At 35.9% G+C, this 14,330-nt stretch carries 10 protein-coding genes; 4 read left to right on the top strand and 6 right to left on the bottom strand.

Going from position 1 to position 14,330, the window contains the following annotated elements; translation table 11 throughout:
- Nucleotides 1–47: 47 nt before the first annotated feature.
- Nucleotides 48–3,950, bottom strand: coding sequence for a type IX secretion system sortase PorU (gene porU, locus AC57AW_RS19265; protein WP_496353180.1), 3,903 nt, complete (start codon nucleotides 3,948–3,950; stop codon nucleotides 48–50).
- A gap of 164 nt (nucleotides 3,951–4,114) precedes the next feature.
- Here porU and gldJ point away from each other — a divergent pair, with 164 nt between their 5' ends.
- Together gldJ and AC57AW_RS19255 are read left to right on the top strand one after the other, a co-directional pair.
- On the top strand, nucleotides 4,115–5,716 hold the full coding sequence (gldJ, locus tag AC57AW_RS19260) for a gliding motility lipoprotein GldJ (protein WP_318847059.1): 1,602 nt from the start codon (nucleotides 4,115–4,117) through the stop codon (nucleotides 5,714–5,716).
- A gap of 153 nt (nucleotides 5,717–5,869) precedes the next feature.
- Entirely contained in the window at nucleotides 5,870–7,141 is a 1,272-nt protein-coding gene (locus AC57AW_RS19255) for a UDP-N-acetylmuramoyl-tripeptide--D-alanyl-D-alanine ligase (protein ID WP_496353179.1), read from the top strand.
- An 84-nt stretch (nucleotides 7,142–7,225) separates the two neighbouring features.
- Here AC57AW_RS19255 and AC57AW_RS19250 read toward each other — a convergent pair whose 3' ends face one another.
- Nucleotides 7,226–7,837: an NUDIX hydrolase gene (locus tag AC57AW_RS19250; protein ID WP_318847061.1), complete on the bottom strand. Its 612-nt coding sequence runs from the start codon at nucleotides 7,835–7,837 to the stop codon at nucleotides 7,226–7,228.
- Nucleotides 7,838–7,873: 36 nt separating this feature from the next.
- On the opposite strand from AC57AW_RS19250, the gene AC57AW_RS19245 reads away from it, so the two are divergent.
- Nucleotides 7,874–8,263: an SRPBCC family protein gene (locus AC57AW_RS19245; RefSeq protein WP_318847062.1), complete on the top strand. Its 390-nt coding sequence runs from the start codon at nucleotides 7,874–7,876 to the stop codon at nucleotides 8,261–8,263.
- A 51-nt stretch (nucleotides 8,264–8,314) separates the two neighbouring features.
- Here AC57AW_RS19245 and AC57AW_RS19240 read toward each other — a convergent pair whose 3' ends face one another.
- The 4 genes from AC57AW_RS19240 to mdlD form a co-directional block, all read right to left on the bottom strand.
- A complete protein-coding gene (locus AC57AW_RS19240; RefSeq protein ID WP_496353178.1) occupies nucleotides 8,315–9,358 on the bottom strand; it encodes an anhydro-N-acetylmuramic acid kinase in 1,044 nt (347 codons plus the stop codon).
- 11 nt (nucleotides 9,359–9,369) lie between these two features.
- Nucleotides 9,370–9,960 (bottom strand): LPS export ABC transporter periplasmic protein LptC, encoded by a 591-nt coding sequence (gene lptC, locus AC57AW_RS19235; protein WP_318847064.1) that lies wholly within the window; start codon nucleotides 9,958–9,960, stop codon nucleotides 9,370–9,372.
- 1 nt (nucleotide 9,961) lies between these two features.
- A complete protein-coding gene (gene bamG / locus AC57AW_RS19230) occupies nucleotides 9,962–11,269 on the bottom strand; it encodes a BamG family beta-barrel-assembly machinery protein (protein ID WP_318847065.1) in 1,308 nt (435 codons plus the stop codon).
- Nucleotides 11,270–11,466: 197 nt separating this feature from the next.
- Nucleotides 11,467–12,786 (bottom strand): NAD(P)-dependent benzaldehyde dehydrogenase MdlD, encoded by a 1,320-nt coding sequence (gene mdlD / locus AC57AW_RS19225; RefSeq protein WP_496353177.1) that lies wholly within the window; start codon nucleotides 12,784–12,786, stop codon nucleotides 11,467–11,469.
- Between the two features lie 251 nt (nucleotides 12,787–13,037).
- Between mdlD and AC57AW_RS19220 the strand changes: the two genes are divergently transcribed.
- A complete protein-coding gene (locus AC57AW_RS19220; protein ID WP_496353176.1) occupies nucleotides 13,038–14,156 on the top strand; it encodes a DNA polymerase III subunit in 1,119 nt (372 codons plus the stop codon).
- Nucleotides 14,157–14,330: the final 174 nt, after the last annotated feature.

The following is a 14,330-nucleotide window of genomic DNA, read 5'->3' as shown; positions in this document are numbered from 1 at the left end:
ATATATTATCAGTTTTTTATTAATATTATTGTCTATGTATTATTTAATTATTTCAAAAGTACCATTTTTTCTACAGCTGTAGCACTTCCTTTGCATTTTTCTTGATTTTGACTTTTTGCAAATATCTTAAAAATATACGTACCTTTTGCTACTGTTGACCCAAAATCATCTCTTCCGTCCCATTCTATTGCCTGACGAGGGGTTCTAAAGCCCTGTAGGAACGGTTCTGCGACTACCGGTTGTGATAAAGTTCTTACCAATCTTCCGGTTATTGTATAAATTTGGACGTTCACATCCAGAATATCATCACAATTGTGTTCAAACTGAATATAAGTTTTATTAGTAAATGGATTTGGCCAGTTCAGCGGACGGTTGATAATCAGGTGCTGGTCAGCTTCATCTTTAACTTCAAAATTTAACGTAGCAGATGTAGAATTATTGTTTATATCCCAAACTTTAAATGTCAATTGGTGTTGTCCAATGGCTAAATTTCTGAAAGGATAGGTTACATTTCCTTTTTGGTAGTCAGCAAGACTTGGATTTAAACATCCGTTTCCTTCTCCGGCAGCGTAAAAATCATTTAAAACAACGGTATTGATAATCTGCCCGTCCAGATATGTTGTAATATCGTGACCTACCCCTGATCCTGTGGAATTGATTCCTGTGTCATCCGTAAGACAAGCAAGAAGCATTGGGTTCTGGTTGGTAATTCCACCATCTGCAAAGTTGGTGTTATTCATATACAACTTTACTTTTGGAGGCTGGCTGTCATTAACCCCATTAGGATTGATGTCACCTACCTGTACTGCCTGATTGTTGAAAACATCTGTTGCCTTGTTATCTGCGTAAGCTAAGATTCTTCCCTGGCCTACTGCATAGTTGATATCTTTAGGCACATAGAATTCTGCAGTGAATATACCGTTTACAGCAGTTCCGGCAGCTTTTACAATAGCACTTCCTTCCTCTGTATAATCTAATATAGGAGTAAGAACTCCGTTGTTATTTAATGTTTTCTTATTTAATCTCTTATCAAAAATATTGATGCTGACTTTTCCGTTGAAGGTAGTGTTCAGGGTTCCGTTCGTATTATTGATACGTCCTTTTATCTTCACAAAATCCAAACCTCTGATCAGTCCCGGAACAGGAGTTTCAATATTATCAATGGTAAGAAGTCTTTGTGGTCTGCTTAATTTCATAGCAGGGTCACCCAGGAAGTTTACTTTTAAATGGTTATTGTTTGGACCCTTTTGTTTTTTAGCTAATAAATGGGCGTTTCCTAATGTATTGAAATCGTCATTGGTTAGTTTAAAAATATTCTGGGTAAATGTATTCGTGAAATCACGTCCGTAATCTACACCAATAGCACGGCTGGAAGTAATCATTGTGGATGCACCTCCCTGTTTCATTTTGATAAACTGTTCTCCTACAGAATTTGTTGCCGGCTCGTCCCAAAGTGTAAATTCACATGTGATGGTAGAGACAAACGGAAACCTGCTGTATACATTAGAGAAGTTATTGGCATTCTGAACCTCAGTACTTGTTAATACTCTTTCCTGTGCCCAGCCGTTGATTCCCCCGTGTCCGAAATAGAACAGATATAAACTGTTTCCGATAGCATTGGAAATAGCCTGATTTACCTGCGGATATCTTCGTCCTCCAGATGTACTCTGAGCGGTAAAGGCATCCATATATAATTTTTTAACGTTGTATTCTTTCAGCTCAAGCTGGTTAGGTTGTTCAAATATACTAGCCAGACTGTTGTCCATTACATTGTGGAAAGGACTTCCTCCTTCGTTATTATCATCCACAACGAAATCAAGTCTCATACGCCAGTCCCCGAAAGGAGTGGACTGTCCCTGAAGAGAGTTGTAGTAAGCCAGAGTTTTATTGATCATATTTCCGGCTTCACTGGCATTTGCAGCTGGAATTCTACCCACAGGCAGATCCGGTAAATTGTTTTCAATTAATAAGGTATTCTGAGGCTTGGTCATTACAATATAATCATCCGTTACAAATGAGGATACATAATCTGAAGACTGCTCACTCTGGTAGCTGGCAACAACATTTGTATTATTGGGAACTCTGTTTTTATAATCAAATGAAGCATCGCCCAGAATAAATACATATTGAAGTCTGCCAAGAGGAGTATTAAGCTTGCTGACAAAATCTCTTACAGCCGTCAGGTCTTTACTTCCGCTGCCGTATTCTTCATAGATTTTGTTGACGTCTACAATTTCCACTTTATAATTATGTGCGGTCTGATGATAGCTGGCAAGTCTCTGTGCCTGGCCCATCATTTCAGGAACCGTAAGAATCAGGTAATCGATATTTTGCAGTGCAGAAAGATTTTGATTGGAAATTCTTCCTACAAACTGTGGACTGAAAGCTGCATCAGCACGGAACGCCACAAATTCATTATTGAAATTCTGGTCAGCAGCTGTGTAAGCAAAGTTGAAAGAGCCGGCTCCGGCTTTATTCACTCTTCGGCTCGCATTAGTAATATCCGTTACATCCCATACCTGTTCTATATTGGCAGCATTGGTAATGCTGAAACCGTAATCTGTATTACTTCCACTTACAATTGAATAATCCCTGAAGTTCATCTGAGAACCATTGAAAGCCAGATTTTCTTTATACTGTACTTCTACATAGTCAAAATAGAAAGTTCCGTTAGGATTTTTAGAAATATCAGGATTATAAACCATTGTAATCTGATTTCCGGTAAGATTGGTAAGCGTTCCGGAATAGGTTACAGGATAGAAGGTATACTGATAAGATGAAGTATCCGTAGGGATAACTTGCAGTGGATGCGGATTTAAATTGTTGATCTTAAAATCAATTGTATTCTGTTGAGAATTATACGCTACCACCTGAGTTCTGTATCGTATAACATCACCAGCCTGTATTGGTGAGTTGGTAGTAAGTGTCACTGTTTTTTCATTGCTGAAAGGAGTGTCCTCCACCCATGTTCTCCCCACTTTCAACAGGTTTTTCTGATCCTTGTTGATCACCTGGTAATTGTCATACCTTGTAATCATCTGGGCAGGAAGGGTTCCGTCAACAGTAGGAACTCTTTTCCCCGAACCTTTGTCAAAGTTGATATAATAATAAGAGAAATCTTCATATATATTTTTGACATTATTACTTCTTTCGCTGAATCGGGTATCCTTTCTTTTGAAACCATTTCCGTTGGAAGTGTCATAAAGGTTATATCCATCAGGACCCTGAGCGTAGAAAAGAGCATAATCATTATCATTCCATACCCCGTCATCTTCACCTACTACCTGAATGGCATTCTCCTGTAAAGCTCCATATCTTGCATCCTGATTATATTCAGGAAGCAATACTCCTCCGTTTCCATAAATTCTGAAATTTTTAGGATTTACGGAACTAGGATTGATTCCGTTATCTTTTAAAAACTGTGAAGTGATTTTGAATACTCCGGACTTGTCTACCTTTATTTTGTAGAAATTACCACTTGATAATGGGTTGGCTGTTGTTCCTATTTTATTGACAGTCCCTGTTGTATTTACAAATGAAGAGGCTTCTGAAACATTAAACGAAGATAATCTCTGTACACGGCCTTTTACATTTTTAAATAAAGCAATACTGATACTGGCATAGCTGTCTCCTTCTAAAGTATAATATGAAACATCTGCCACATCATAATCGGGAAGTCTTCCTTTATCCAATTCAAACAAATCCTGAGTGGGAACACTTTCCCAGACAAGGTCTGAAATTTTCAGCTGCTTTTCTCCGATTTTTTGTTTGGTTACTATAAAAACATTATTTTGGCTGAAAGAAAAACCCTCATTTTTAAAATTAGGAAGATTTAATTTTGTATCGCCAAAATCCTGAATTTTCGAACCATTCCATTCTATGGTGTTTCTTTGGGCGTAAAGTGTTGATGCAAAAGCGATTAAAGATAAAAGCGTAATTTTTCGTCTCATGTTTACTATTGAAATTGCTAAATTACAAAATAAATGAAAATTTTAGAATTAAATTGCGATACAATAAAATTAAATTGTTAACGTTTTTCAAAAAAATCAAATGTTTACTTGATTTATTGAATAATTTATTTTTTCTTTGTACTTTGAAAATATTTATATCGACTATGAAAAAACTAAAGTTGTTTTCATTAATAGCATTAAGTTCTACACTTGCATTAACCAGTTGTGGCGGATCAGGAACCAGCAAAGGTGGCGGTACCAAAAAATTTGTCAGTAAAACGGGTTGGAAACCAAACGAAAAACAAGGTTGGTTTTTTGCAGGAAAGCAACAAAAGCAGAAGGGGTGGCCTGGAATGGTATATGTAGAAGGTGGAACTTTTACGATGGGATTAGTGAAAGATGATGTTATGCACGATTGGAATAACACACCTCGCAGAATGCAGGTAAGTTCATTCTTCATCGGAGAAACAGAAATTACTAACTACGAATACCGCGAATACCTTACATGGTTGAAGTATGTATTCCCACCAAGTGATCCTAGTTTTAAGGAAATCTATAACGGTGCATTGCCGGATACCTTATTATGGGACAACAAATTAGCAAGAAACGATTATAATGAAACTTATCTGCGTTCTCCGGAGTTTGATTACTATCCGGTGGTAGGAGTTTCCTGGACTCAGGCAAACAGATACTGTGAGTGGCTGACAGACAGAGCGAATGAAAAAGCTTTGATGCAGTCTGGTGTTATTGCCAAAGATTTGTATATCAACGAATCCAACAACCAGGGAGGGACTGCATTTAACATGGATAAATTCAAATCGAATGATCCTGAAATGCAAGGATATATTAATGAAAAAAGAATGCAGCAAAAAACTGGTATGAAAACCACAAACCAGAGATTGCTTGCCGCTAACAGAGCTCCAAATTCTGCAATGGTACAGAAGTTCAGACTTCCTACCGAAGTAGAATGGGAATATGCAGCTCTTGGTATGGCGAAAACCAGAGAATACAACCAATACCTAGGTAAAAAACCTGAAATCGAAAGATTAAGAGGTACCAAAGGAAGAGACAGAGGAATGTTCCTTGAAAACTTCAAAATGGGTAAAGGTGACTATTCAGGTATCTCAGGATGGAAGAACGATGGTTCTGCACAGACCTCTGATGTAAGAAAATATCCATCTAACGATCTTGGTGTATACGGAATGTTCGGAAACGTTTCAGAATGGACTGCCGATGTTTACAGACCAATCATTGACGAAGATTACAGCGATTTCAACTACTATAGAGGAAATATGCCTCAGGCTATCGTAAGAAACGGTGACGGAACTTATAAAATGATTGACGAAGGTACTATCAAATATGATACTTTGGCTGACGGAAGATTAGTTTATAAAGGACTTCCTGGACAATTTGAAAGACAAACTATCGCTGATTACAGAAACTACAGAGATGGTGACAGACAATCTTCTTTAGAATATTACAGAGCTTCTGATTCTGCTGCCGGATTCGATATGTACAACGCTCCTAAAACAAGTTTTGTTGTAGATGGAACTGGTAGAGTGAAATTACAGAAAGATACTAAAGATAGAACTTCAGGAATTTCTAACGAGGTTAGAGTTGTAAAAGGAGGTTCTTGGCAGGATACAGCATATTGGTTGGATCCGGGACAAAGAAGATATAAAAATCAAAACAGAGCTTATGGTTGGGTAGGATTCCGTGTTGCACAGGATTCTAGAACTAATGATAAGGGTAGAACAAGAAGATAATATTTATCAAAAAATACTTATAAAAAACCTTCCGAACTTTCGGAAGGTTTTTTTATTTTTGAATCATGAAATCGCTTTGGCTAAAAAGTCTAAAAACAATTGTATAGATTTGGCGGTTGCATGTGACTTCTTAAAAAAAATAGATATTTCCAAATGAATATAGAACAGTTTTATCCTTTATTTCTGCAGGCTGCAAAAGTGACTATTGATAGTAGGAAAATAGCAGAGAATGATATTTTCTTTGCCTTTTCCGGTGAGAATTTCAATGCAGCTACCTTAGCGGAAAAAGCCATCGATGATGGTGCTTTGGCAGTAATTGTTGAACTTCCGGAATTCGAAAACAGAGATAAAAATATTTTCTATGTTCCGTCTACCCTTGAGTTTTTACAACAGCTGTCTCTCTACCACAGAAGCAAACTTACTATTCCTTTTATCGGGCTTACAGGAAGCAATGGAAAAACTACTACTAAAGAATTGATTCATGCTGTTCTTTCAGAAAAATATAATGTGCAGTATACATTTGGAAATCTGAATAACCACATCGGAGTTCCTCTGACAATCCTTTCCATTAAGCCAGAACATGAAATGGCTGTGATTGAAATGGGCGCTAACCATCAAAAAGAAATTGAATTGTTATGTACCATCGCTCAGCCTGATTTCGGATATATTACCAATTTTGGGAAGGCTCATTTAGAAGGATTCGGCGGCTTTGAAGGGGTGATTAAAGGGAAGTCTGAGCTTTATGATTATCTTAAAAATAATAACAGAACCATTCTTGTTAACGAAAATGATCCTATCCAGACCGAAAAAACTGAAAACTATTCACCTAAGATTACTTTTGGAAAAGAGACATCAGATTATAATTTTGAATCTTTTTCAGCAGAACATTTTGTAGGATTTACTTATCAGGGAATAAAAGCTGTTTCAAAACTGACAGGAGAATATAATTTCACCAATCTTTGTGCAGCTGCAAGTTTAGGACTTCACTTCGGAATCAGTTTTGAAAAGATAAAACACGCCCTGGAATTGTATACACCTACCAATATGAGATCGCAGGTTGTGAAAAAAGAGGGCAGGACTTTGGTGCTGGATACTTATAATGCTAACCCAAGTTCTATGACCGCTTCATTGAATAACTTTATCAGTTTTGAAGGTCGTAAAACCATTATTATCGGGGATATGCTGGAATTGGGTGATGAAAGTGAGAAAGAGCATCAAAACATCTTAAAACTGGCTCAGGATCTTAATTTTAATGAAATTATCACTGTAGGGAAACATTTTAAAGAAGTTAATCCTTCAGATCTTGCTTTTGAAAATACAACAGTGCTGATAGAGTATTTAAAGAAGAATAAAATTCAGTCTGAAAATATATTGTTGAAAGGTTCCAGAGGAATTGCCCTTGAGAAGCTGATCGATTTTGTATAGATTTCAGAACATTCAAAAATATAGAAAGAGAGAACAGGTTAGAAAATAAACCTGTTCTCTCTTTTTAATTTCCGGGTTTTGGTATTATTTAATCTTTAAATCCCAGAATTCCTGTACGATCAGTATAATATTTTTGAAGGTACTTGGGAAAACTTCTTGCTCAATTTCTGATGTCGTTTTCCAGGCAACCTCGGTAATGCCTTCTTCTATTTGTGGCTTGGAAGTATCCTCTCCGTCAAAGTTCATTTCAAACCAGTGGGTGCATTTTAGGATTTTTTCTCCATTTCTTTCAATATAGATATGGTAGGTGGTATTGATGAAGCTTACAAGTTCAACATCACTCAGTCCGGTTTCCTCTTCTATTTCCCTTACGGCAGACTCTTCTCTGGATTCACCTTTTTCCATCTTTCCCTTTGGAAGATCCCATTTACCAAGTCGTTTAATAAAAAGAATTTTACCTTCAGGATTATTCACAAGACCTCCTGCAGCTTCTATAATTCTGAAAAGCTTTTGGAATTCCTGCCAGATTTCATCCAAATTCTCTCCATATACATTAAGTTCCTGCACAGAAGTATTCTCCAGAAGATCCAAAGCGATCTCTAAAGTTGTATAATTTTCATACCCAAGCTTTTTTTCAAGCTCTTCCGGATGCTTAGATATCAATAATTTTTTTTCGTTGACAAAAACTTTATACATTTGTAATAGTTAAGAATTTAAATACAAAAATAAAAAATGAATTTAGAAGGACGAAAGATTATTGTCAATAAATCATCTAAAGAACTTACCGAGTTGCTGAAATCGCCAGAAAATTACAAAGATTTTATGCCGGATGGTCTTCAAAAATTTGAAACAAGAGATAACGGATTTAAATTTGGATTACAGGGAATGCCAGAAATCGCGTTAAAAATAGATGAAGTAGATGACCAAAAAGCTGTTTTAAGATCTGCAAGTTCAAGTTTGGACTTCACTTTAACGGCAACTTTAAACCCAATCAGTGATAACCAGACTGAAGTTCAGATGTTATTTGAAGGGAAATTCAACCCATTCATCAAAATGATGGTAGAAAAACCATTACAGAACTTTATCAATACGCTTACCGATAAAATCGAAGCCTATAAATAATAAAAAAACCTTCATTTTGAAGGTTTTTTTATTTTGATGTGATGTTTCTTCTTATGCTATGACTCCTGAACAGTGGTCATAGGAGCTTCCTGTAGCAGAAGAAAGGACATTTATTTCATTATTTATTTTTAAAACTCCCATAAAAGCGAAGATCAGAGCTTCCTTATAATCGATGATTTCTTTTTTAGGAATGATCACTTCAGCATGTGTTTTTGATCTTATTTTTTCAATTAAAAATGAATTGTAAGCGCCTCCTCCAGTGATGAGGATGTCCTTTATATTGTTTTTATTGATAATATTGGCAATCTGCTGAGCGGTGTGTTCTGTAAAAGTCGCCAGTGCATCTAAGACTTCAATATTTTTTAGAGCCGGAAATATATGCTCATGACACCATTCTATTCCCAAAGATTTTGGGTGTGAATGCTGATAAAAATCTAAAGCATTAAGATCGTTCAGTAAAGTTTCATTTATTTTTCCCTTTTGAGCAAGCTCTCCGTTTTCATCAAAACTTTTATTGATGTGCTGTGCCAGATGATTCAATACAATATTAACCGGAGCTATATCGAAAGCGATTCTTTTTCCGTCTGACTGTAAAGAAATATTGGAAAATCCACCAAGATTTAAACAGGCGCTGTACTTTGAAAAGAGCAATTCATCACCTATGGGAACCAGCGGAGCTCCATTTCCTTTCATCAGGACATCCTGGCTTCTGAAATCATAGATAACGGGTAATCCGGTTTCAAGTTTGATCGCTCTGCCATCCCCTATCTGAAGGGTAAATTTTCGCTTAGGCTGATGGAAAACTGTATGGCCGTGAGATGCTATCAGGCTTATGTTTTCAAGCTGATGTTTATGAATAAATTCTTTCACCTGCTGACCGAGATAAAAACCATAATCTGAGTGCAGTTCCAGTAAGTCTTCAGCAGAAAGGTGGATAGAGTTTCTAAGTTTGTTTTCCCAATCCTCAGAATAGGGAATTGTCTCAGCTTTCAGGATCTGAAAGGTCCATTGGTCTTGTTTTTCAAATTCAGCAAGACAGATATCCAAACCGTCCAGACTTGTCCCAGACATGAGTCCAATAGCCAGAGCTTTCATTGTTTTTGGATTTATTTTTTATTCTCAGAAATTCTTTTTGAACTGAAATCTCCTGAGTTGTTATAGAAAGTATATTCTGAAAAGTCATCTTTTGCAGTCATCCCATTGGCACCTACCAGAGTAGAGCCGTCTTCCATGGTAACATATACCGTATCTTTAGTATAGATTCTGTTCTTTTTTTGATCCCAATAAATACTCTGCATTGCAAATCTCTGCCCTTCATTGGTCTTTATCCTTACATCACCCTTGGCTTCGTAAAACTTTTTATAGTCATAGAACTTAGCATATTTTGCTTTAATGGTGCCAGGAGTTTTGGGCTTCTTCTTGTCAAAAAACTCAATATCAATTCCTTTTCTAGCTACAGTATAAGGACTGTCAATAAGCTCATATTTTTCTATAATAGGAGCCTTAGCCTTCATCATGATGAACCCGGAATCACGCTGTATAATATTTGCGTTGTTGATGATTTGCGAAGGGAAATTTTTGCTTTTGCTGCCGTTTCTTTTGGTAAGATCCTCTTCACAGGATGTCAATATAAAAAATATAGCACAACTAAAAAGGCATGCTATATTTTTATATGATATTTTTTTTGAAAAATTCATTCTAGTTATAAAGAGTCTTTCTGAACCATTTATCAGCAAAGTTAAAGCCGATTTTCAGGTTGACGAAGTTCTGGTTGATCAGGTTATTTTTAAGAGTTCCTCTTTTACCTACTTCCAGTCCTATTTCAAGACCACTCATTCTTGTGATGCTACTTGTTTTGAATGGAAGCATTACCCCGGCAGAAATACCGAATTTGTTGATGCTTGTCCCTTCCAGTTTCAGATTTCCTCTTTCATAGAAAGCTCCATATCTGTAGATTACTCTTGAGAAATAGTTTCTGAAGTTATTGTAGTTAGGAAGATACCATCCACCGGCAGAAACTCTGTAAGTATCCTGGAAATCGAAAGTTTTACCAAAATAAGCGATGTCTTCTCCTTTTTTATAATCCACCTGTCCTGATAGGAACCAATGGTTTTCACTTCCATATCCAACCCCTACGGATGCCTGGAATGGAAGAAGGTTTTTAGATTTTGTTTCCTGCTGGTCTATGATTGTTTCATATACTTTATTGGTTTCCTGAACATCAGAATATCTGTAAGTACTGTTCACGTACTCAGTCGTCATATTGCTGGTATTACCAAAAGTGGCAGTAGCTCCTAAGGTGAATTTCTTATCAGTACGGGTATTTAAAGTCTGGTAACTTGTACCCAGCGTAAAGTTAAAGTTTCTGACTCTGTTTTTAGTTTGATAACCATTAACATATTCACCTGCATAACTGCCTGTAGCAGTATTATAAGCACGGAATTCATTAAGATCATTAAGGTCTCCAAAATAAAGGTTTGCTCTTGCCCCTACAGAAAGTTCCTGATTAATTTTATAAGAAACAGCAACCTGTGCAGCGTTCAACGTTCCACTTCCTTTAAAGTTATTTTTGTACATAGGAGTTCCGTCTGCAGCCAATTGTTCATTTACGATATCGTAACTTTTAGAACTGTATGGCTGATAAGAGATCCCCATTTTTACTTTTGGAGATAGTGGAAATGCCAACGAAATATTAGAAAGATACGTAGAATGCTTTGTAGATTTCATATCGTTATAGTTCGATTTGAAATAATTGTTTTCATTGGTAGCTTCCAATCTGATACTCGTAAGTTCGAAATTGGCGTTGTTTGCCGGGTTGGCAAAATTGAAACTACTGGTGAAATCACTTATAAAAGCAGTTGATATACCTCCCATAGAAGTAGTCTCGATCGTATTATCATATTTCACATCTCCAATTCCATACGTTGCATAAGGTGAGTTGCTTAGACTCTGTGCATTCAGAAAATATCCAACTGATATGAATGATACTACAAAGATTTTTTTCATTCTTTATTTTTAAAACAATGCGCAAATATCTTAAATATTAATGAATTGTAAAAATTATATGTGGTTAAAGTTTGTTAAGGGGCTTTCTTTAAAAGAAAAATGCAAATTTTCATCAGTTAAAATATCAATTCTGTTATATAAAAAAGGCTGTCCTATATTGAACAGCCTTCGTTTATACTAAGATATTATTTCTAATATTATTTTACCTGTAATACCGAACGGCTGTGGCTAAAGCTTTCAAAGCTGAATTTACCATGATATTTACCCATTCCTGAAGTTCCCACACCTCCAAAAGGCAAATAATGTGAACCTACATGGATAATTGTACTGTTGATTTCAGCATCTCCGCTTGTAGTATGATGTAAAACATAATCTGCAAATTCCTGATTTTCTGTGAAAACATACAATGCCAGTGGTTTCGGACGGTTGTTGATCTCTTCCAAAGCCTCATTAATGTCAGTATAGGTCATAATAGGAAGGATAGGACCGAAGATTTCCTGTTGCATCACCTGATCATCCCAGGTGATATTATCCATTAAAGTAGCTTCAAAATGGCGGGTTTCCAGATCATAGCCGCCTCCATAAATTACTTTTTCAGGAGCTGCGTCCAAATAACCTGCCAGATGTTTGATCTGATTTTGACTTACAATTTTCCCAATTTTCCCTAGTGACTGACCTTCATAAGTAGTATTTAAATGAGCTTTAAACTTCTCAATAAAGGCATCTTTTATAGATTCGTGGATATAAATATAGTCTGGAGCAACACATGTTTGCCCGCAGTTAATCCACTTTCCGTAAGATATCCTTGCTACTGCTTTATCCAAATCTGCATCTTTATGAACAATAGTGGGTGATTTACCTCCAAGCTCCAAAGCCAGAGGAATTAATTGCTCTGCAGCCGCTTTCATCACAATTTTTCCAACATTCGGACTTCCTGTAAAGAAAATATAATCAAAAGGAAGACTTAATAATAAAGTATTCTCTTCAATGGCTCCCTGAATGACTGCTACATAAGATTCATCAAAAGACTCTTTTACAATATCTTCAAGAACTTTAGCAACATGAGGTGTGTTTTCAGATGGCTTTAGAATTGCTGTATTTCCGGCAACCAAAGCACCAATAAGCGGACTGAATGTAAGCTGAACAGGGTAGTTGAAGGGACCAATAATATAAGTGACACCATAAGGTTCATACATTACTTTGCTCACTACTTCTGCTCCGGATGGATGCGGTTTTGATGGGACAGGAGTAGGTTTTGCCCACTCATCAATATTCTCCAGAAAATAATCCAGTTCACTGATGACAATTTGAATTTCCACGTATTCTGCTTCCTTTCTACTTTTCCCCAGATCAATAGATAGGGCTTCACAAAGATCATCCGTATGTTGTAAAAAAACTTCACGGAATTTTCTTAATTGTGTTTTTCTGAATTCAATATCTTTAGTCTGATTGGTTCTGAAAAAGGTTTTCTGCTGTTGAAATATTCCTTTAATTTTTTGTTCCAGGTTTATATCCATTGGTATATGATTTTTTACTATTTGAAAATGATGTGAAATGGTAATGAATTTACAAAAAATTTCACTCAACAAATTTATTGCTTAAAATTAAATTGTGTAAAATTTAATTTTAAGTTTTATTCTAATCTTATTATTGATATTTCCTATAATAGAACAGCATGATACGCATTTGAAATTTGTAATATGTAGTTTTATGCATTTTAAGCAGACTTAATTTTATAAATTGAAATAAGATTTTTTATCTTTGAAACATGAATTGGGAGAACATCGCCGGACAGACGAATCTGAAAAAACTTCTTAGAGAAAGCATTGCCGAAAACAGAGTGAGCCATGCCCAACTTTTTGTAGGAAAAGAGGGATACGGAACACTACCTATGGTTTTGGCTTATGCAAAAGAGATTCTAAATCGTGAAAATGAACATGCTGCAGCGAAAGTAGAACACCTCAATCATCTGGATTTGCATTTCAGCTTTCCTGTTTTTACTGACAATAAAAATTCTTTAAGCAAGAATAAATTTGATGAATTCAGAGAAATGATCATGGCTTCTCCTTATGCAAGTTATGATGACTGGACTGCTTTTTTAGAATCAGAAAACAAACAACTGTTTATTTCAGCAGATGAAGTTGATGACCAGAATCAAAAGTTTTCTTTGAAAAGTTTTGAAGGAGGAACCAAAATTCTCATTGTCTGGAGAGCTGATAAAATGAATATCGCGGCTTCAAACAAATTTTTGAAATTTTTAGAAGAACCCCCTGCAAAAACGGTCATTCTTCTTACCGCAGAAAGCTCCAATGATATTCTTCCTACCATTCTTTCCAGAACGCAGATTGTAGAAATCCCGAGAATACATGATGAAGATATTGAAAACCATCTGAAAAAGAACTTTCCTGTTTCAGAAGAAAAAGTGAGAGAAATTGTTCATGAAGCGCAGGGAAATCTTAATGATGCTATAAAACTGCTGAATTCCGGAGATAAAACCAATGAATTTGAAAAGCTCTTTGTACAGTGGGTGAGAGACGCTTTTATGGTAAAAAAGAAACCAGAATACCTGAGAAGTATTATTGTTTGGGCAAGGGAAATTGCAGGGTGGAACAGAGAAAAACAGAAAAACTTCCTGAACTATTGTTCTGAAATCTTCAGATTAGCATTGCTTCAGAATTATCAATCCGAAAATCTGGTATATAAAAAGATCAATGTGAATGGATTCAACTGGACAGGGTTTTCAAAATTTATCAGTGGGGCCAATATTGAAAATATTTTAGAAGAAATCAATACAGCCGATCTGCATCTGACCCGAAACGGAAATCCTAAAATTGTATGGACCGATCTGGGAATAAAACTATCAAGATATATTCACAAAAGCACATAAAATAAACTCCGGTATCTACCGGAGTTTATTGTTTATATTTTTTCATGATTCACCATTTTTGAAATAACAAATGATTCAATTTTTTTGATTCATTTTCGGATTGTTAAATAAATATCAAAATAATTACGGTTTATTTCCTTATACAAACGATTTCCTATCGTTCTTACAACATAT

Source organism: Chryseobacterium sp. BGA-UO-ETr-SB22 (genome assembly GCF_059567885.1).
This window is presented reverse-complemented; position numbering and strand designations above follow the sequence as displayed.